Source organism: Chenggangzhangella methanolivorans (genome assembly GCF_042648545.1).
Lineage (GTDB): Bacteria > Pseudomonadota > Alphaproteobacteria > Rhizobiales > Methylopilaceae > Methylopila > Methylopila methanolivorans.
Window position 1 is genome coordinate 828,167 of the sequence record NZ_JBHRXS010000006.1, and the last position, 19,219, is coordinate 847,385.

Consider the following 19,219-nt stretch of genomic DNA (forward strand, 5'->3'; position numbering starts at 1 on the left):
CCCCCACCCCCGACCCCTCCCCGCAAGGGGGAGGGGAGAGACCCGCGCCTCACGAAGTCACAGCAGCTCCCGCACGCCCGAAGAGCCCTTCGGATAGAACGGCACGGCGAGATCCCGCTCGAGGCCTTCCTCTATGCGCTCGGCGAGATCTCCCAGCACCGTCGCGGTGATGTTCGGCAGGTCGAGTGTCCGGGCTTCGGCGAGCGTCACCCAGACGAGCTCGACGAGCTCTGCGTCCGGCGTCACCACGCCCTCCTTCCGCGCCCCGATCGCGCTCGCGTCGGCGGCGAAGAAGCGCGCGTCGAAGCGGCGAGGGCGGCCCGTGGGGGTGATGGCGCGGGCGATCAGCGTGAGGCTTTCGAGAGACGGAAACACTTCCGCTTCGGCGAAGGAATCCCAGGTCGAGCCAGGCGAGGCAAAGGGGCCCGATTCGCGGTCGCCCACCAGGATGCCGGTCTCTTCCGCAAGCTCCCGGATCGCCGCGAGGCCATAGGCGCGGGCGCGACTGATCGAGGGGCGCTGCACGCGTTCCTGCAAGCGGCGCTCGACATGGGGCGCATAGACGCCCGCGACGTTGACCTTGCCGTCGGCGGCTTCCACGCGCCCGCCCGGGAACACGAACTTTCCGGGCATGAAGGGCGAGGCCGAATGGCGCTTGCCCATCAGCACCTTGGGTTCGGTCTCCGATCGGTCGATCAGGATCAGCGTGCCGGCGTCGCGGATCGGCTGGGGCTTTGGCTTTGCTGTCTCGGTCACTGTGTCTGCTCGGGCTTGAGGCCGCCGTCGGGGGGCATGTCGTCGTCTTCGCCGCCGAAACCATGCATCCTGAGCGCCCATTGCAGGCCGACCAGCGCGCCCTTCACGGGCGGCAGCAGCGCGAGCGACAGAATGACGGTGAGCGGCAGCCACATCGCCATGTGCAGCCACACAGGCGGCTGGTAGGCGACCTCGACCCACAGGAGGGCCCCCACCACCACATGGGCTACGATCGTGATGACGATGTAGGTCGGCGCGTCGTCGGCGCGCTGGTGGTGAAGCTCTTCGCCGCAGGATGCGCAGGCCGGCGTGACCTTGAGGTAGGCGGAGAACATGCGGCCTTCGCCGCAGGCGGGGCAACGCAGGACCGCGCCGCGCCGCATCGAGCGCCAGATGGGGCGCGCGGGCGGATCGGCTTCCGCTTCGCTCCCGTGCGCGTAGTCGACGCTCATCGCTTTCCTTTTTTGCCCTTCGGCTTCGACTTAGCGGGTCCCGACCGCGTTTTCGATGCGCCGAAGGACTGAGCGCCGGCGCGCCGCATGCCCCGCTTGCCGCGGCCGACTGGCTTTCCCTGGCGCCCTTCCGACAGCATCTCGAAGCGGAGAGCCCCCGCGACCGGCGCGGCCTCGACGAGCTTCACCTCGACATGGTCGCCGAGCCGGTAGCTTTCGCCGGTCGCCGAGCCGACGAGCGCGCGGGCGGCTTCGTCATGCACGAAATAGTCGAGCCCGAGCGTGCCGACCGGCACGAAGCCGTCCGCGCCGGTCTCGTCGAGTTTTACGAAGAGGCCTGAGCGCGTGACGCCAGCGATGCGGCCGGTGAAGGTCGCGCCCACGCGGTCGAACAGGAAATGGGCGATCAGCCGGTCGATGGTCTCGCGCTCGGCCGCCATGGCGCGGCGCTCCGAGGCCGAGATGCGCGTGCCGATCTCGTTCAGCTCCTCGACCGAGACCGCGTCCGGCAGGCCGTCGCTCCCGAGGTCGAGCGCCCGCACCAGCGCCCGGTGGACGATGAGGTCGGCGTAGCGGCGAATCGGCGAGGTGAAGTGGGCGTAGCGGCGGAGATTCAGGCCGAAATGGCCGTAGTTTTCGGCGGCGTATTCGGCCTGCGCCTGCGTGCGCAGCACCACCTCGTTGACGAGACTGGAGGACTCCTCACCCGCGACGCGGGTCAGGATGCCGTTAAAGTGCGCCGGGCGCAGGTTCCCGGATTTCGGCAGCTCGATGTCGAGCGTCTTCAGGAGCTCGCGCAGCGCCTCGAGCTTTTCGAGCGAGGGCGCATCGTGGACGCGGTAGACCAGCGGCGTGCGCTTGGCTTCCAGCGTCTCGGCCGCGGCGACATTCGCCTGGATCATGAACTCCTCGATCAGCCGATGGGCGTCGAGGCGGGGCGGGACGACGACTCGGTCGACCGCGCCGTCCGGCGTCAGCACGAGCTTGCGCTCCGGCAGGTCGAGGTCGAGTGGGCCACGGGCGTCGCGGGCGCGCTTCAGGGCGTCATAGGCGGCCCAGAGCGGCTTCAGCACCGGCTCGAGCAGCGGCCCGGTCTTGTCGTCCGGCGTCCCGTCGATCGCCGACTGCGCGGCCTGATAGGAGAGCTTCGCGGCCGATCGCATCATCACGCGGTGGAAGGTGTGACGGAGTTTTCGGCCGTCCTTGTCGAAGATCATCCGGACAGCCAGCGCCGGGCGGTTCTCGGCCTCGCGCAGCGAGCAGAGGTCGTTCGAGATGCGCTCGGGCAGCATCGGAACGACGCGGTCCGGAAAATAGACCGAGTTGCCGCGGTCGAGCGCCTCGCGGTCGAGCGCGGAGTTCGGCCGCACATAGGACGCGACGTCGGCGATCGCGACGATGACCATATGGCCGCCGGGATTGTCCGGGCTCACGTCCGGCTCGGCATGGACGGCGTCGTCATGGTCCTTGGCGTCGACCGGATCGATGGTGACGAGCGGAATTTTCCTCCAGTCCTCGCGGCCTTTCAGCGTCGCGGGCTTGGCGTCTTCGGCCTCGGCGAGCGTCTCGCGCGAAAACACGTGCGGGATGTTGTGCGCGTGGATCGCGATGAGGCTGACCGCCTTCTCGTTGGACAGCGAACCGAGCTTTTCGCGAACGCGGGCGGCGGGCAGGCCATAGTGCTTGCGGGACTTCAGCAGGTCGGCGGCCACGAGGTCGCCGTCCTTCGCGCCGTCGGCGTCCTCGGCGGCGATCTGCAATTCGCGGCCGGCGTTGCGCTTGTCGACCGGCTGGAGGCGGCCCGAGCCGTCCGGCAGCGCCCGGAACACGCCGAGCACCCGGGCCGACTGCTTCGACAGGATCTTGATCACCCGTCCTTCGTGCGTCGGCTCGCCGGGCTCGGCGTCCTCGACCGGCGTCACGCGGATCAGCACGCGGTCGCCCACTCCCGGCGCGACGCCGGGCCTGCGCCCGCTCGACGACGTCAGGACAAGGATCTTGGGCGCCTTGCCCAAGTCGTCTTCGTCCCAGTCGGCGGGCTCGGCGATCAGTTCTCCATGGCCGTCGCGGCCGGTGACGTCGGCGAGGGTGACGTTCGGCAGGTATCCGGCGCGGCCGAGCGTCTTTCCGCGGCGGTTCACGACGCCGTCGTCCTCGAGCTCGTGCAGCATGCGCTTCAGCTCGACGCGCTCGTCGCCCTTCACATGGAAGGCGCGCGCGATCTCGCGCTTGTCGGTCTTGCCGCCTGACTGCGTGATGAAGGCTACGAGTTCGTCGCGCGACGGCAGCCCGGGCTTCGGCATGGCGGCGACCGCCTTCGGCAGGCGATCGCCGGCCGGCTTGCGGGATTTCGGCTTGAAAGGTGAGGGCTTCGACGCCATCGCGTTGGCGGACCTGTCCTGTGAAAGGAGTAAGGTCGACCTCTACGACGTATCCGCCTTAACCGCGAGCTTTCCGACGAGATTGCGGACGAAGGGGCTCTCCCTCCCCTGGGACAGGGGAGGGTAGGCCTCAGGATGGGGCGATGAGCGGCGCGCCTAATTCGGCGCCGCCTTCGCAGCCTCCGGCTCCCCGGCGATGTGATCGAGCAAGGCCACCGCCGCACGTTCCACCGTCATCAGCGGATTAACCTCGCAGTACTTGTCGACCCAGGCGGTCAGCGCCTCGGCCTCGAACTTCACGTCGCGCCGGATGTCGAGCCCCTCGCGCCCGTAGGCCGCGCCCGTCATGAAGGCGTGGACCCAGGACTGGAAGGTCTCGGCCCGTTCCTTGTTGGTGAGCCTGGCTTCGGTCCAGGCCCCGCAGGTCTTGGCGCCAACGCCCCACACCACGTAGTTCTTGGCGTTCGCGCCGGCGCTCAGGCCGAGCGCCGTCGCGGCGCCCAGCGCAAAAAGTTTCAACGGCCTCATTGCTCGCCCTCCCGAGGCGGCTATTCCGCGGCGTTCTTCGCCGGGGCCTTCTTGGCTGTGGCCTTCCCCGAAGCCGCCTTTGAGGCGGGCTTTTTGGCCGCGGCTTTCTTGGCCGCGGGTTTCTTGTCCGTTTTCGCCGCGGTCTTGCGGGCGGGCTTCTTTCCGCCTCCGCCCTGCGCCGCCTTGGCGTCCACGATCTTGATCGCCTCTTCCAGCGTCACCGACTCGGCGTCGACGCCCTTGGGCAACGTCGCATTGACCTTGCCGTGCTTGACGTAGGGGCCGTAGCGTCCGGCATGGACCGTCACCGGCCCGCCGTCCGGATGGTCGCCGAGCGTGCGGCCAGCCGCCGCCGCGCCGCGTCCGCCGCCGCGCTTGGCCAGCTTGTCGGCGATGACCGCGACCGCGCGGTTGAGGCCGACGGTGAAGACCTCCTCGGCCGTCTCGAGGTTGGCGTAGACGCCGTCATGGGCGACGTAGGGGCCGTAGCGGCCGATATTCGCCTCGATGGGCTTGCCGGTCTCCGGATGCGCGCCGACGAGCCGCGGCAGCGCCAGAAGCTTCAGCGCGTCTTCCAGCGTCAGTTCGGCCGCCGACCAGCCCTTCGGCAGGCTGGAGCGTTTGGGTTTTTCCTTCTCGACCGGCTCGCCGAGCTGCACATAGGCGCCGAAGCGCCCGTCGCGAAGGCTGACCTCAAGGCCGGTCTCGGGATCGGTCCCCAGCACCTTCACGCCGTCTGGGCCGGCGGCCGATCCCTCCTCGCCGTTCATCTCGCCGCCGAGCGGACGGGTGTAGCGGCATTCGGGATAGTTCGAGCAGCCGATGAAGGAGCCGTATTTGCCGAGCTTCAGCGAGAGCTGGCCGGCGCCGCAGGTGGGGCACACGCGCGGGTCGGAGCCGTCGGCCTTCGCGGGGAAGACATACGGGCCCAGAATCTCGTTGAGCGCGTCGAGAACCTGCGCGACGCGCAGCTCCTTGGTGGCGTCGACCGCGCCCGTGAAATCCTTCCAGAAGCGCCGCAGCACCTCTTTCCAGTCGAGCTCGTTGTTGGAGATCTTGTCGAGATCCTCCTCGAGGCTCGCCGTGAAGTCGTACTCCACGTAGCGCTCGAAGAAGCTCTCGAGAAAGGCGGTCACCAGCCGGCCCTTGTCGTCCGGCATGAGGCGCTTCTTGTCGAGCTTGACGTATTCGCGGTCGCGCAGCACCGCGAGGGTCGCGGCGTAGGTGGAGGGGCGCCCGATGCCGAGCTCCTCCATGCGCTTGATGAGCGAGGCCTCCGAATAGCGCGCCGGCGGCTCTGTGAAGTGCTGCGAGGACTCGATCGGCGCGACGCGCTTCAGCGGGTCGCCCGAAGCCATCTGCGGCAGACGGGCGCCGTCCTCGTCGCCCTCGTCGTCGCGGCCTTCCTGATAGAGCTTCAGGAAGCCGTCGAAGGTCACGACCGTGCCGGTGGCGCGCAGCTCGACGTCGCGGCCTGAGCCGTTCGCCGCGATGTCGACCGTGGTGCGCTCGACCTCCGCCGCCTCCATCTGGCTCGCGACGGTGCGCTTCCAGATGAGGTCGTAGAGCTTGGCCTGATCCTCGTCGAGGCGGCGGGCCATCTCCTTGGGCAGGCGCGTGGGATCGGTCGGGCGGATCGCCTCGTGGGCTTCCTGCGCGTTCTTGGCCTTCACGGTGTATTTGCGAGGGCTGTCGGGCAGGTAGCGGGAGCCGTAGTCGCCGCCGATGAGCGAGCGGACGGCCGCGACCGCGCTCGGGTCCATGTCGACGCCGTCGGTCCGCATATAGGTGATGAGGCCGGTGGTCTCGCCGCCGATGTCGACGCCTTCATAGAGCCGCTGGGCGAGCTGCATGGTGCGGTTCGGCGCGAAGCCGAGCTTGCGGCTCGCCTCCTGCTGAAGCGTCGAGGTGGTGAAGGGCGCGGCGGGGTTGCGTCGGCCGGGCTTGGCCTCCACCTCGCGCACCACGAGGTTCGAGGCCTCGATCGCTTGCTTGAGCGCGGTCGCGGTCTTTTCGTCGCCGATGTCGAGGCGGCCGATCTTCTTGCCGTCCGCGGCCGAGATGCGCGCCTCGAACACGTCGCCCTTCGGCGTCGCGAGCTTTGCGATCAGCGACCAGTATTCGCGCGGAACGAAGCGCTCGATCTCCATCTCGCGCTGGCACACGAGGCGGAGCGCGACCGACTGCACCCGGCCGGCCGAGCGCGCGCCCGGCAGCTTGCGCCACAGCACGGGCGAGAGCGTGAAACCGACGAGATAATCCAGCGCCCGGCGGGCGAGATAGGCGTCCACCAGCGCGACGTCGATCTCGCGCGGCTTCTTCATCGCGTCGAGAATCGCCTGCTTGGTGATGGCGTTGAAGACGACGCGCTCGACCGGCTGGTCCTTCAACGCCTTCTTCTGCCGCAGCACTTCCAGCACATGCCACGAGATCGCCTCGCCCTCGCGATCCGGGTCGGTGGCGAGGATCAGCTTGTCGGCGTTCTTCACCGCCCGCGCGATCTCGTTCAGGCGCTGCGAGGCCTTGCCGTCGACCTCCCAGATCATGCGGAAGTCGTCGTCCGGATCGACCGAGCCGTCTTTCGCCGGCAGGTCGCGCACGTGCCCGTAGGACGCGAGGACCTCGTAGTTCGAGCCGAGATACTTGTTGATCGTCTTCGCCTTTGCGGGCGACTCGACGATGACGAGACTGTGCATGAGGAAAGAGCCTTTCGCCGGCCGTGCTGCCTTCGGCGGCGGGCGGAAAATGGGAGAGCGGCAGGGGCGTGTCAAATGGCGAGGCGATGGTCGGGCTCGGAACAGAGGCTTCCGAGCGTCGTCGCCTGCTTTTTGGAGAGATCGGCCGGGCGGGTTTCGGTCGCCTCCCGTCTCGCACGCCAGGTTGTGGCGGCGACGCAATCAATGGTTTATGAAAATTAGCGACACAACCAATTGAGCCGGGGCCCGACGTGCGAGATCAGAACGGCGATACGATCCCGAAGGGCGGCGAGCATGTCGCGGATTACATCGCCGGAATGAGCCGGGACCTCAGCGCGCTCGCGAGACGCAACAGGCTGACGACGCTCGCCTATCTTCTCGAGATGGCGGGACTTGAAGCCGAGACCATCGCGCGCGAAGGCGACCAGGACGACACGCGCCGGGCTCCGTCAGACGAAGGCGTCGACGCTTCTTAGCGCGACCCGGCCGTCCTCTCGGCGGTCGAGCCGGCCGGCGAGCTCGAGTTCCAGCAAGACCACCTGCACGATCCTCGGCTGCGCGCCCGACTGCCGTACGAGATCGTCGATCGTCGCAGGCGAAGGACCCAGCAGTTCCAAGACCTTCGTCCGGTCGTCGTCCGCCGCGGCCGGCGTCTCGAACCCGGCGGCGCCGGCCTGCGCGAGCGAGATCGGCGGCGGGGGAGGCGGCCCGCGGTCGATCAGGGGGCCGAGCGCTTCGATCACATGTTCGGAGCGCGTGATGAGGGTGGCGCCCTCTCGCAGCAGCGCGTTCGAGCCCTCGCAGCGCGGATCGAGCGGGGAGCCCGGCGCCGCCATGACCTCGCGGCCGATCTCGGTCGCGAGCCGGGCGGTGATGAGCGAGCCGGAGCGCATCGCCGCCTCCACCACCACCACGCCGAGGCTCATCGCCGCGATGATGCGGTTGCGCCGCGGAAAATCCCGTCCGCGCGGCTGCCAGCCCATCGGCATCTCGGAGACGAGCGCGCCGTCCTCGACGATGCGGCTGGCGAGATCCGCGTGCTCGGGCGGATAGAGGCAATCGAGCCCGCCCGCGAACACCGCGACCGTCCCGGTCTCGACCGAGGCGGCGTGCGCGGCGGCGTCGATCCCGCGGGCGAGGCCGGAAACAACGACCCAGCCCGCGCCGCCGAGTTCGTGGGCCAGCCGCTGCGCGAAGCTCCGACCGGCCGAAGAGGCGTTGCGCGCGCCGACGATCGACACCATCGGCCGTTTGAAGCAGCCGGCGGCGCCGGCGACCGCGAGCAAGGGCGGCGCGCCCTCGGTCGAGGCCAGGATCGCAGGATAGTCGGGCTCCCCGAGCGCGATCATCCGGACGCCGCGGCGGGCGCATTCGGCGAGTTCGTCCTCGGCCTCCGCGGTCGAGCAGACATGGATGGTCCGCCCGCCGCGGCGCGCAAGGTCGGGCAGGGCCTCTAGCGCCGCGGCCGCGCCGCCGAAGTGGTTGACGAGGTTGCGGAAGGTGCGGGGGCCGACGTTCTCGGATCGGATGAGCCGGAGCCAGGCTATGCGCTGCGCGTCGCTGAGCCCGGGCATCTTCAACGTCCTAGCTTTGGGGATCCGGCGCGGCCGACTTCTCGCCGATCCGGCTTTCCTCGCCCGCCATCAGGCGGCCGATGTTCTCGTGGTGAAGCTGCCACAGCGCGATCGAAAGCCCGGCGAAAACGATCGCTGTGATCGAGTCGACGAAGATCGCGAGGAGAAGCGGCGCGCAGAGGCTCGCGGCGAGCGCGGAGGCCGAGGAGTATTTCGTGATCTTGGCCACCGCGATCCATACGCCTGCGAAAGCGAGCGCGACTGGCCAGAACACGCCGATCAGGGCGCCGAGATAGGTGGCGACGCCCTTGCCGCCCTTGAATTTGAGCCAGACGGGGAAGACGTGGCCGAGGAAGGCCGCGGCTCCGCCGACGAGGCCCGCGGTCTCGCCCCAGAAATGGCGCGCGACGAGCACCGCGACGGTCGCCTTTAACATGTCGCCGAGGAGGGTGGCGGCCGCGAGCTCCTTGCGGCCGGTGCGCAGCACGTTGGTGGTGCCGATGTTGCCGGAGCCGATCTTGCGGAGGTCGCCCGCTCCGCCGAGGCGCGTCACGATCACGCCGAAGGGGATCGAACCGAGCAGGTATCCGATGAGGGCGGAGAGAAGGAGGTCGGTCACGCTTTATCGCTCTGCACGAAAGAAACTGCGTGCTTCGAGACGCGCCCCTGCGGGCCGCTCTTCAGCATGAGATATCCTTCGCGTGGCATTCTCAACGCCCTCATGCTGAGGAGCCCGCGAGAGCGGGCGTCTCGAAGCACGCACCTGGCTCGTCCAAGGATCCCGTGCGCCTCAACCGTACGCGTAGACCGTCCGCCCGGCAACGACCGTGCGCAGCACGCGGCCCTGGAAGCGGGCCTGGTCGAAGGGCGTGTTCTTGGACTTCGAGCGCAGCTTCGTGGCGTCCAGCACCCAGGGGGCGTCGGGGTCGAAGACGATGAGGTCGGCGGGGGCGCCGACCTTGAGCGCGCCGCCGGGAAGGCCCAGAAGCTCCGCGGGTTTCGTCGACATGGCGGCGAGCAGGCGATGCAGCGGCACGTCGCCGGAATGGACGAGCCGGAGGCCCGCGGCGAGCATCGTCTCAAGCCCGATCGCGCCGTCCTCGGCCTCGGCGAAGGGCCGGCGCTTGGTCTCGACGTCCTGCGGGTCATGGGCGGAGCAGACGACGTCGATCAGCCCGTCGGCGAGCGCCTGGACGAGCGCGATGCGGTCGTCCTCATGGCGCAGAGGCGGCGCGAGCTTGAAGAAGGTGCGGTACTCGCCGACGTCGTTTTCATTGAGCGTCAGATGCGCGATCGAGGTCCCGCAGGTGATGTTCGGCGCGCCCTTCTTGGCGCGGGCCAGAACCTCCAGGCTCTCCGAGCAGGTGACGACGTTGGCGTGGTAGCGCGCGCCGGTGAGCCGGGCGAGGCGCACGTCCCGCTCCAGCATCAGCGTCTCCGCCGTCGAGGGACGCCCCGGCAGGCCGAGGCGCGAGGCGTATTCGCCCTCGTTCATGGCGCCGCCGGACGCGAGGTCCGGGTCCTCGACATGGCAGCAGATCAGCGCGCCGGAATCGCGCGCGTAAGTCATGGCGCGGCGGAGAACGCGGGCGTTCGCGACCGAGCGCGGCCCGTCGGTGAAGGCGACCGCGCCGGCGTCGAGCAGCAGCCCGACTTCCGTCATCTCGCGGCCCTCGAGCCCCTTGGTGAGCGCGGCCATCGGATGGACATGGACGCTCGCCGTGTCGCGGGCGCGGCGTTTCAGGTGGTCGACGATCTCGGGCGAATCGACGGGGGGCGTGGTGTCGGGGCGGGCCACGATCGTGGTGACGCCGCCGGCCGCCGCCGCGAGGCTCGCGGTTTCGATGGACTCGCGATGCTCGGCTCCGGGCTCGCCCATGAAGGCGCCGAGATCCACGAGGCCGGGGGCCAGAACCGCGCCCCGACAGTCGACCGTTTCGGCGCGCGAGGCGGGCGGCACCTTGGGCCCGAGCTCGACGATCTGGCCGCCGTCGACCAGCAGCGAGCCGGTCTCGTCGCGCCCGGTCGCCGGGCAGACGAGCCGGGCGTTGACGAACAGGGTGGGGCGGGCCTCGGAGGGCTGGTGCTCACGCATTGGGAAGATGCCTCGCGAGCGCTTCGAGCACCGCCATGCGGACCGCGACGCCCATCTCGACCTGCTCGCGGATCAGCGACTGCGGGCCGTCGGCGACCTCCGAGGCGATTTCGACGCCGCGGTTCATCGGACCGGGATGCATGACGACCGCGTCGGGCGCCGCGTAGGCGAGCTTCTGGGCGTCGAGGCCGAAGCGCGCGAAGTATTCCTTCACGGACGGCACGTAGGAGCCGTTCATGCGCTCGAGCTGCAGGCGCAGCATCATCACGACGTCGACGCCCTCAAGGCCCTCGCGCATGGTGCGGAAGGGCGTCACTCCCATGCGCTCGACGCCTGCGGGCAGCAGCGTGGAAGGGGCCACCACGCGAACCTCCGCGCCGAGCGCGTTCAACAGGATGATGTTCGAGCGCGCCACGCGCGAATGCAGGACGTCGCCGCAGATCGCGACCTTGAGGCCCTCGATCCGCCCCTTGGCGCGCTTGATCGTGAGGGCGTCGAGCAGAGCCTGGGTGGGGTGCTCATGCGCGCCGTCGCCGGCGTTCACCACCGAGCAGTCGACCTTCTGGGCGAGCAGCGCCACCGCGCCCGCCGCGTGATGGCGGACCACGATGATGTCCGGCCGCATCGCGTTCAGCGTCAGGGCGGTGTCCAGAACGGTCTCGCCCTTTTTCAGCGAGGAGGAGGCCACCGACATGTTCATGACGTCGGCGCCCAGCCGCTTGCCCGCGATCTCGAACGACGACTGCGTTCGGGTCGAGGCCTCGAAGAACAGGTTGACCTGCGTGCGTCCGCGCAAAGTCGATTTTTTCTTCTCGACCTGGCGGGACAGAGATACCGCCTCCTCGGCCGAGGCCAGAAGGCCCTCGATGTCGCTTGGCGACAGACCCGCGATCCCGAGCAGATGTCGGTGCGGGAACGCGAACGGCGGGTTCGGTTCTGGGCTCATCAAGGCCGGTCTCTTAAGGCTCCGGAGACCTCTTTCGCAAGGCCCGCGGCGCCCTTGCCCACCGTTTGAGACGCGCCATCTCGTCCGGCATGAGGGCGCGCCGGCCATTTTTTGTGGCGTGTAGCCGCAAGGCCGGCCAGTTCGCGGCGTTTAACCTTCCATCAAGAAGGCGAGACGCTCGCCAGGAGGCTTCGAGTCACATGAATCCGCTTCAGAATGTCGTTATCGCCGGCGCCTGCGCGCTCGGCGTCGCGGCGCTGGCTTCGCCGGCCAACGCCGCTTCGAAGAACGCTGCGTCCGGCGCGACCGTCGGCGGCTACGCCATGAAGGACATCCAGCCAGTCGGCCGCCGCGGCGGCGGCGGCTGGGGCGGCGGCGGGCGCAGCTTCGGCGGCGGCAGGTCGTTCGGCGGCGGTCGATCGTTCGGCGGCCGCAGCTGGGGCGGCCGCAGCTGGCGCGGCGGCGGACGCTACGCCTATCGCGGCGGCTACCGCGGCTGGCGCGGCGGCTATTATCGCGGCGGGCGCTACGGCTGGCGGCGCGGCGGCTACTACGCGGCCGGCGTGGTGGGCCTTGCGGCCGGCGCGGCTCTCGCGAGCCCGTACTACTACGACGACTATTACGACGACGGCGGCTACGACTACGCCCCGCGCCGCGTCTATTCGGGCGCGGAGTGCCAGGTGATCAGCAAGCGCCGCGACGCCAGCGGCCGGCCGGTCAAGGTCATCCGCTACCGGCCCTGCTGAGGCGAGCCGACGACGCGCTCACGGCGGAGCTGCGGCCCCGCTCACGGCGGGGCGCCGGCCCCGCCGGCGAGCCAGACGGCGACCGGCAAGGTCGCAAACGCCAGGATCGTCTGGGTGGTGATGAGGGTGGCCATGAGCTCCGCGTCGCCGCCCATTCGTCGCGCGAGGACGTAGGCGCTGCTCGCCGTCGGCGTCGCGCCGGTGATCGCCACGACCGCGAGCGCCGCGCCTTCGACGCCGAGGGCGATCGCGTAGGACGTCATCGCGACCGGCATTAGCACGAGCTTCAGCGCCGTCGAGGCCGCGACGTCGACGCGCGGCGCAAGCGCCTGCAGGCGCAAGCCCGCCCCGACAAGGAGCAGCGCTAGCCCGAGCGCGCCCCGGCCGACGAGATCGAAGGTCTCGACGAGCGGCTTGTAGAGCGCAAGGCCCGACGCGTTGACCAGCGCGCCCGCGACCGTGCCGATGATCAGCGGATTGAGCGCGATCTCCTTCGCCAGACCCGCGGCCCGCGGCGGCGTGGCGGAGGCCCATGTCGCGAGCGCGCTGACGCACAGGACGTTGATGAGCGGCACGATCGCGACCGCGCCGAGCGCCGCGAGCGCAAGCCCTTCGGCGCCGAACAGCGCGCCGGAGACCGCGAGCGCCACCGCCGTGTTGTAGCGGATCGCGCCCTGCAGATGGCTGGTGAAGGCCGGGCCGTCCGCAGCTCCCAGACGCGGCCAGAGGCGTCGCGACACGATCATGAGCGCCGCGACGGTCGCGACTCCGAGCGCCATCGCGGCTCCCGCGGAGAAGACGGGCGCAGATCTGAGGTCGGCCCGCACCACGCTCACGAACAACAGCACCGGATAGAGCAGGTAGTAGTTCAGCCGCTCGACGCCCTCCCAGCCTTCGCGCGACATGATCGCGGTCCTGACGAGGCCGGAGCCGAGTCCGATCAGGAGAAGCGAGGGCAGAAGGCTTTCGATCGCGACGATCACGGCGCGTCGTTGCGGGCGAGATACGACATCCGGTCGAGAGCGCCCTGCAGGATGTAGGCCGCCGCGAGCTTGTCCACGACCTCGTCGCGACGCTTCCGGCTGGTGTCGAACGAGATTAGCATGCGCTCGACCGCCGCCGTCGACATGCGCTCGTCCCAGAAGGCGATCGGAAGCTCGGTCAGCGGCGCGAGGTTGCGGGCGAAGGCGCGGGTCGCCTGAGCGCGAGGGCCCTCGGTGCCGTCCATGTTGACGGGAAGGCCCAGCACGAGCCCCGCGACCTTCCGGCTGGCCGCGATCTCCAGCATGCGCGTCACGTCCGGCGTGAATTTCTTGCGCATGACCGTTTCGAGCGGCGAGGCGACGCGCCGCGCGGGATCCGACACCGCGACGCCGATGGTCTTGGTCCCGAGGTCGAGCCCCGCCAGCGCGCCCATGGGGGGCAGCGTTCGGGCGAACTCCTCGAAGGACTGGAACACGGCGGCTGGCATGCCGCTTGGCTAGCACGGCGATGAAGGGCCGCGCCATCCATGACGTTTCGTCCGCTTGCCGGGGGCGGCCCGGCGCTTATGTGTCGCGCCAAGCTCGATGCTCGCCCGGACGACGGAGGTCGCGAAGCCACAATGCGGATCACCTGGTATGGTCACTCGGCCTTCAAGCTCGCCTTCGGCTCCTCGGTGGTGCTGGTCGATCCCTTCTTGGACAACGGGGTGTTCAAGGGCGACATCGCAGCAGCGACCGCCGGGACGACCCACATTCTCTTGACCCACGGCCATTTCGACCATGTCGGCCAGACGGTCGAGATCGCCAAGCGAACCGGCGCGACGCTGGTCGCCGACTTCGACCTCGGCCAGTGGCTCGTCTCCCAGGGCGTCGAGAAGTTGGAGCCGATGAACACCGGCGGCTCGGTCATGCTGCCGGGCTTCAAGGTCACCATGACCCAGGCGTTCCACTCGTCCGGCAAGCTGCTGGACAACGGCGTCTCGATCTATCTCGGCGACCCGCACGGATTGATCATCGCCCCGGAGGGCGAGGACGAGCCGGTGGTCTACGCCATGGGCGACACCGGCATTTTCGGCGACATGAAGCTCATCAACGAGCTCTACGCCCCGAACGTCGGCTTCGTGCCGATCGGCGACCGCTTCACCATGGGCGCCAAGACCGCGGCCTACGCCTGCCGGCACTTCTTCGACTTCGACCTCGTCGTGCCCTGCCACTACGGCACTTTCCCGATCATCGATCCGAGCGCGGAGAAGTTCACCGCCCTCATGGACAGCGTGCGCGGAACGACCGTGAAGGTTCCCGAGGTCGGGGTGGAGTTCGAGGCCGAGGGGTGAGGGCTCTCCTCGCCGCCGCCTTCTGTCTCGCGGCGTTTCCGGCCGTGGCCGCTTCGCCGGACGCCTGGGCCGCTCATGAGGCGGAGGTGGCGAAGACCTGCGCGAAGGCCTCGGGCCTCGCCAAGGCCAGGACCCTCAAGTCCGTCGACTTCGAACTGCACTCGGTGACGCGGGTCGCGGGGCAGATCGCCAGCGGCCGGATGAAGGGAACGCGCGAGACGATGCTGTGCCTGTTCGTCAAGAAGACCCGGAAGGCGACGGTGTCGCCCGTCCCGCCGGACGCGGGCTGGTGAACCGCCGCCGCAGGCTGGCGCAGTCAACTGCGCGCTTCGAGACGCCGTCCTTCGGACGGCTCCTCAGCATGAGGATCGTTTGGGCTACACAAACCGTCCTCATGGCTCGATGAGGCCCGAAGGGCCGTCTCGAAGCGCGCACTAAGGCCGCGTCTCGAAGCAAGCAGTGCGTTGCGGGCGCGAAGAGCGCTGTGCTAAGCCGCCCTTCGTCGCCGGGCCTTGAATTCGCAGGCCCGAAAATTGCCGAAGGGCCCGAATGTCCGTCGATGAAAACACCGTCCGCCGCGTCGCGCGGCTCGCCCGCATCGCGGTCGCGGACGACGAAGTGTCCAAGCTCAAGGGCGAGCTCGACGCGATCCTGGCTTTCGTGGAGGAGCTGTCGGAGCTCGACGTCGAGGGCGTCCCGCCGATGACGAGCGTGATCCCGGCCACGGCGCGCCTGCGCGACGACGTCGTCAACGATGGCGAGGACGCCGAAAAGGTGCTCATGAACGCGCCGGCGCGCGAGGCTGATTTCTACGTCGTCCCGAAGGTCGTCGAATGACCGCGGCTCTGCTTCGCCGCAGCCGTCCGCACTCCGAACCGAGCCGTCCGATCCGATGACCGAACTCTGCGATCTCACTTTCGCCGAAGCCCGCAAGGCGCTCGCCGCCAAGGAGTTTTCGGCCGTCGAGCTGAACAAGGCTTATCTCGAGGCCATGGAGGCTGCGCGCGGCCTCAACGCCTATGTGCTCGAGACCCCCGAAATCGCGCTGGAGCGCGCCGCGGAGTCCGACGCCCGCATCGCCCGCGGCGAGGCCGGGGCGCTCGAGGGCCTGCCGCTCGGCGTGAAGGACCTCTACTGCACCGAAGGCGTGCGCACGACCGCCTGCTCGAAGATCCTCGGCGACTTCACGCCGCCCTACGAGAGCCATGTCACCTCGCTGATGCGCTCCGCCGGCGCGGTGATGCTCGGCAAGCTCAACAATGACGAGTTCGCCATGGGCTCGTCGAACGAGACCTCGGCGTTCGGCACGCCGGTCAATCCCTGGCGCCGCAAGGGCTCTGACGCCAAGCTCGTGGCGGGCGGTTCGTCGGGCGGCTCCTCCGCGGCGGTCGCCGCGCGCATCTGCCTCGGCGCGACCGCGACCGACACCGGCGGTTCGATCCGCCAGCCGGCGGCCTTCACCGGCACGGTCGGCGTGAAGCCGACTTACGGCCGCTGCTCGCGCTGGGGGATCGTCGCCTTCGCGTCCTCGCTCGACCAGGCGGGACCGATCGCCCGCGACGTGCGAGACGCCGCGATCCTGATGGGATCGATGGCCGGCTACGACAAGCGCGACTCGACCTCGGTCGACACCCCCGTGCCGGACTACGAGGCCGCGGTCGGCCGCTCCGTGAAGGGGCTGCGGATCGGCGTGCCGAAGGAATACCGCGTCGATGGCATGCCGGCCGAGATCGAGAAGCTGTGGAGCCAGGGCGCCGAGCAGCTGAAAGCGGCCGGCGCCGAGATCGTCGAGGTCTCGCTGCCGCACACGAAGTATGCGCTGCCGGCCTATTACATCGTGGCCCCGGCCGAGGCCTCGTCGAACCTCGCCCGCTATGACGGCGTGCGCTACGGCGCGCGCGTCGCCGGCCGCGACATCACCGAGATGTACGAGAACACCCGCGCGGCGGGCTTCGGCAGCGAGGTGCGCCGCCGCATCATGATCGGCGCCTATGTGCTCTCGGCGGGCTATTACGACGCCTATTACGTCCGCGCCCAGAAGGTGCGGACGCTGATCAAGCAGGATTTCGAGACGGTTTTCGCCGCCGGCGTCGACGCGATCCTCACGCCCGCGACCCCCTCGGCCGCCTTCGGCGTCGGCGAGATGGCGAACGCCTCGCCCGTCGAGATGTATCTCAACGACGTCTTCACGGTGACCGTGAACATGGCGGGACTGCCGGGCGTCTCGGTGCCTGCGGGGCTCTCGGCCGAGGGCCTGCCGCTCGCGCTGCAGCTGATCGGCCGGCCGTTCGACGAGGAGACGCTGTTCGCGACCGCCGCCGTCATCGAGGACGCCAACGGCCGCTTCACGGCGGACCGCTGGTGGTGAGCGCTCGTCCGACCTATCGCGACATGAGCGAGGTGAGGGCCGCGATCGACGCCCTCGACGCCGAACTGATGCCGTTGATGGCGGCCCGCGCGCACTGCATCGCCGAGGCGGCGCGCATCAAGGGCGATCCCGAGATCGCGCTGGTGCCTTGGCGCGTCGAGCAGGTCGCGGCGCATGCCCGGGAGCTCGCGTCAGGCCATGACATCGACCCGGACCTCGCCGAAGCGCTCTGGCGCGCGATGATGGGCGAGTTCATCGCTCATGAGCGCAAGCTGATGGAAGCGGCGCAAGACTGAGCGTCGTTGCGTCGTCAAAAGGCGGCGCGGTAAAAACGTCCAAGACTTCGCCGCCCGAAGGTGCGAGCCCCATGAACGCCCCCTCCAAGATCCCCGCCTCGTCCAAGCTCATCGCCGGCGCCACCGGCGACTGGGAGATCGTGATCGGGCTCGAGATCCACGCGCAGGTGACCTCCGAGGCGAAGCTGTTCTCAGGCTCCTCGACCGGCTTCGGCGCGAGCCCGAACTCCCATGTCAGCCTCGTGGACGCCGCCATGCCCGGCATGCTGCCGGTGCTGAACCACGAATGCGTCCGGCAGGCGATCCGCACCGGGCTCGGAGTCAAGGCGCAGATCAATCTGACCTCGACCTTCGACCGGAAGAACTACTTCTATCCGGACCTGCCGCAGGGCTACCAGATCTCGCAGTACAAGAGCCCGATCGTGGGCGAGGGCGTCGTCATCGTCGACATGGGCGAGGGCGAGCAGATCTCCGTCGGCATCGAGCGCATCCATCTCGAGCAGGACGCGGGCAAGTCGATCCATGACCAGGATCCGCGCTTGTCCTTCGTGGATCTCAACCGCTCCGGCGTCGCGCTGATGGAGATCGTGTCGAAGCCCGACATGCGCTCCTCGGACGAGGCCAAGGCCTACGTCACCAAGCTCCGCACGATCCTGCGCTACATCGGCTCCTGCGACGGCGACATGGACAAGGGCAACCTCCGCGCGGACGTGAATGTCTCCGTGCGAAAGCCCGGCGCGCCGTTCGGCACGCGCTGCGAGATCAAGAACGTCAACTCGATCCGCTTCATCGGCCAGGCGATCGAGACCGAGGCGCGCCGCCAGATCGAGATTCTCGAGGACGGCGGCGCGATCGACCAGGAGACGCGGCTGTTCGACCCGGTGAAGGGCGAGACGCGGGCGATGCGCTCCAAGGAAGAGGCGCACGACTACCGCTATTTCCCCGATCCCGATCTGCTGCCGCTCGTGGTCGAGCAGTCGGAGGTCGACGAACTCGCGGCGGGCCTTCCGGAGCTTCCGGACGACAAGAAGGCGCGCTTCATCCGCGACTACGGCGTCACGCCCTATGACGCCATGGTGCTGACGCTCGAGCGCGAGTCGGCGGACTTCTTCGAGCAGGTGGCCAAGCGCGGCGACCCGAAGACGGCCGCCAACTGGGTCATCAACGAGCTGTTCGGCCGCCTCAACAAGGACGGGACGCCGATCACCGAGAGCCCGGTTTCGGCCGCCCAGCTCGGCGGGCTGGTGAAGCTCGTGGCCGACGGCACGATCTCGGGCAAGATCGCCAAGGACCTGTTCGAGATCCTCTGGACCGAGGGCGGCGACCCGCGCGAATTGGTCGAGAGCCGCGGCCTGAAACAGGTCACCGACACCGGCGCGATCGAGAAGGTGGTGGACGAGGTCATCGCCGCCAATCCCGACAAGGTCGAGCAGGCCAAGGCCAAGCCGACGCTCGCCGGCTGGTTCGTGGGGCAGGTGATGAAGGCCTCCGGCGGCAAGGCCAATCCGCAGGCCGTCAACGACATCCTGAAGCGCAAGCTCGGGATCTGACGCGCGGTCTTTCCGGAGCGCCCCGATGTGGGGTCTGACGCCGTTCGAGATCGACGCCGCCCTGAGGCTCCTTGCCGCGGCCGCCTGCGGCCTCGCGGTCGGTTTCAACCGTGACCTGAAGCACAAGCCCACCGGCATGCGCACGCTCGGCCTCGTGGCGCTCGGCGCGTGCCTCGTCGCATTGGTCGGGCTTCAGCACGAAGCGCTTCGCTCCGAGCCCGACGCGATGAGCCGCGTCGTGCAGGGCGTTCTTCAGGGGGTCATGACCGGCGTGGGCTTCATCGGCGCCGGCGTGATCCTGAAGCTCCCGGGCGACAGCCGCGTCCGCGGGCTGACCACGGCCGCCGCGGTCTGGGCGACCGCCGCTCTCGGAGTCGCCTGCGCGCTCGCCAGCTGGCCGCTGATCGGGTTCGCGGCGGCGCTCACATTGCTCGTGCTCGTACTGCCGCGCCGGATCGCGAAGTCGATGGGACACGACTTCGCCGACGATGATGACTGACCATGCAAGAAAGGC

At 69.1% G+C, this 19,219-nt stretch carries 20 protein-coding genes; 9 read left to right on the plus strand and 11 right to left on the minus strand.

Going from position 1 to position 19,219, the window contains the following annotated elements; all coding sequences use genetic code 11:
* Window positions 1-57: 57 nt before the first annotated feature.
* From ACFOWB_RS15420 to topA, 5 genes are all read right to left on the minus strand, one after another.
* Window positions 58-756 (minus strand): NUDIX hydrolase, encoded by a 699-nt coding sequence (locus tag ACFOWB_RS15420; RefSeq protein ID WP_261403078.1) that lies wholly within the window; start codon window positions 754-756, stop codon window positions 58-60.
* Entirely contained in the window at window positions 753-1,208 is a 456-nt protein-coding gene (locus ACFOWB_RS15425; protein ID WP_261403079.1) for a DUF983 domain-containing protein, read from the minus strand. The genes ACFOWB_RS15420 and ACFOWB_RS15425 overlap by 4 nt, the downstream gene beginning before the upstream one ends.
* The gene (gene rnr / locus ACFOWB_RS15430) at window positions 1,205-3,511 is read right to left on the minus strand and encodes a ribonuclease R (protein ID WP_261405840.1); all 2,307 of its coding nucleotides are present in this window, start codon (window positions 3,509-3,511) and stop codon (window positions 1,205-1,207) included. The genes ACFOWB_RS15425 and rnr overlap by 4 nt, the downstream gene beginning before the upstream one ends.
* Window positions 3,512-3,745: 234 nt before the next feature.
* Complete coding sequence (locus tag ACFOWB_RS15435; protein ID WP_261403080.1) at window positions 3,746-4,117, minus strand: hypothetical protein; 372 nt, start codon at window positions 4,115-4,117, stop codon at window positions 3,746-3,748.
* 20 nt (window positions 4,118-4,137) lie between these two features.
* The gene (topA, locus tag ACFOWB_RS15440) at window positions 4,138-6,813 is read right to left on the minus strand and encodes a type I DNA topoisomerase (RefSeq protein ID WP_378148125.1); all 2,676 of its coding nucleotides are present in this window, start codon (window positions 6,811-6,813) and stop codon (window positions 4,138-4,140) included.
* A gap of 251 nt (window positions 6,814-7,064) precedes the next feature.
* Here topA and ACFOWB_RS15445 point away from each other — a divergent pair, with 251 nt between their 5' ends.
* Window positions 7,065-7,289 (plus strand): hypothetical protein, encoded by a 225-nt coding sequence (locus ACFOWB_RS15445; RefSeq protein ID WP_261403082.1) that lies wholly within the window; start codon window positions 7,065-7,067, stop codon window positions 7,287-7,289.
* Here the strand turns inward: ACFOWB_RS15445 and dprA are convergent.
* From dprA to ACFOWB_RS15465, 4 genes are all read right to left on the minus strand, one after another.
* Complete coding sequence (dprA, locus tag ACFOWB_RS15450) at window positions 7,263-8,387, minus strand: DNA-processing protein DprA (RefSeq protein ID WP_261403083.1); 1,125 nt, start codon at window positions 8,385-8,387, stop codon at window positions 7,263-7,265. The two genes, ACFOWB_RS15445 and dprA, sit on opposite strands and share 27 nt — an antisense overlap.
* Window positions 8,388-8,397: 10 nt before the next feature.
* Window positions 8,398-9,006: a glycerol-3-phosphate 1-O-acyltransferase PlsY gene (gene plsY, locus ACFOWB_RS15455; protein WP_261403084.1), complete on the minus strand. Its 609-nt coding sequence runs from the start codon at window positions 9,004-9,006 to the stop codon at window positions 8,398-8,400.
* Window positions 9,007-9,177: 171 nt separating this feature from the next.
* A complete protein-coding gene (locus ACFOWB_RS15460; protein ID WP_378148128.1) occupies window positions 9,178-10,482 on the minus strand; it encodes a dihydroorotase in 1,305 nt (434 codons plus the stop codon).
* On the minus strand, window positions 10,475-11,428 hold the full coding sequence (locus ACFOWB_RS15465) for an aspartate carbamoyltransferase catalytic subunit (protein ID WP_261403085.1): 954 nt from the start codon (window positions 11,426-11,428) through the stop codon (window positions 10,475-10,477). Before ACFOWB_RS15465 ends, ACFOWB_RS15460 begins: the two co-directional genes overlap by 8 nt.
* A 200-nt stretch (window positions 11,429-11,628) precedes the next feature.
* Here ACFOWB_RS15465 and ACFOWB_RS15470 point away from each other — a divergent pair, with 200 nt between their 5' ends.
* The gene (locus tag ACFOWB_RS15470) at window positions 11,629-12,174 is read left to right on the plus strand and encodes a hypothetical protein (protein ID WP_378148131.1); all 546 of its coding nucleotides are present in this window, start codon (window positions 11,629-11,631) and stop codon (window positions 12,172-12,174) included.
* A gap of 41 nt (window positions 12,175-12,215) precedes the next feature.
* Here the strand turns inward: ACFOWB_RS15470 and ACFOWB_RS15475 are convergent, their stop codons facing one another.
* Window positions 12,216-13,157, minus strand: a complete 942-nt coding sequence (locus tag ACFOWB_RS15475; RefSeq protein ID WP_378148133.1) for an AEC family transporter — start codon at window positions 13,155-13,157, stop codon at window positions 12,216-12,218.
* Window positions 13,154-13,645 (minus strand): Holliday junction resolvase RuvX, encoded by a 492-nt coding sequence (gene ruvX / locus ACFOWB_RS15480; RefSeq protein WP_378148135.1) that lies wholly within the window; start codon window positions 13,643-13,645, stop codon window positions 13,154-13,156. Before ruvX ends, ACFOWB_RS15475 begins: the two co-directional genes overlap by 4 nt.
* 132 nt (window positions 13,646-13,777) lie before the next feature.
* On the opposite strand from ruvX, the gene ACFOWB_RS15485 reads away from it, so the two are divergent.
* From ACFOWB_RS15485 to ACFOWB_RS15515, 7 genes are all read left to right on the plus strand, one after another.
* Window positions 13,778-14,491, plus strand: a complete 714-nt coding sequence (locus ACFOWB_RS15485) for a metal-dependent hydrolase (RefSeq protein ID WP_261403088.1) — start codon at window positions 13,778-13,780, stop codon at window positions 14,489-14,491.
* Window positions 14,488-14,784 carry a hypothetical protein gene (locus ACFOWB_RS15490; protein WP_261403089.1) on the plus strand — a complete coding sequence of 99 codons (297 nt, stop codon included), beginning with the start codon at window positions 14,488-14,490 and terminating at the stop codon, window positions 14,782-14,784. The genes ACFOWB_RS15485 and ACFOWB_RS15490 overlap by 4 nt, the downstream gene beginning before the upstream one ends.
* A 256-nt stretch (window positions 14,785-15,040) precedes the next feature.
* Complete coding sequence (gene gatC / locus ACFOWB_RS15495) at window positions 15,041-15,328, plus strand: Asp-tRNA(Asn)/Glu-tRNA(Gln) amidotransferase subunit GatC (RefSeq protein ID WP_261403090.1); 288 nt, start codon at window positions 15,041-15,043, stop codon at window positions 15,326-15,328.
* A gap of 55 nt (window positions 15,329-15,383) precedes the next feature.
* Window positions 15,384-16,859, plus strand: coding sequence for an Asp-tRNA(Asn)/Glu-tRNA(Gln) amidotransferase subunit GatA (gatA, locus tag ACFOWB_RS15500; RefSeq protein WP_261403091.1), 1,476 nt, complete (start codon window positions 15,384-15,386; stop codon window positions 16,857-16,859).
* On the plus strand, window positions 16,856-17,155 hold the full coding sequence (locus tag ACFOWB_RS15505; RefSeq protein ID WP_378148139.1) for a chorismate mutase: 300 nt from the start codon (window positions 16,856-16,858) through the stop codon (window positions 17,153-17,155). Before gatA ends, ACFOWB_RS15505 begins: the two co-directional genes overlap by 4 nt.
* Before the next feature lie 71 nt (window positions 17,156-17,226).
* Window positions 17,227-18,705 (plus strand): Asp-tRNA(Asn)/Glu-tRNA(Gln) amidotransferase subunit GatB, encoded by a 1,479-nt coding sequence (gatB, locus tag ACFOWB_RS15510; protein WP_261403093.1) that lies wholly within the window; start codon window positions 17,227-17,229, stop codon window positions 18,703-18,705.
* A gap of 25 nt (window positions 18,706-18,730) precedes the next feature.
* A complete protein-coding gene (locus ACFOWB_RS15515) occupies window positions 18,731-19,204 on the plus strand; it encodes an MgtC/SapB family protein (protein ID WP_378148141.1) in 474 nt (157 codons plus the stop codon).
* Window positions 19,205-19,219 lie beyond the last annotated feature (15 nt).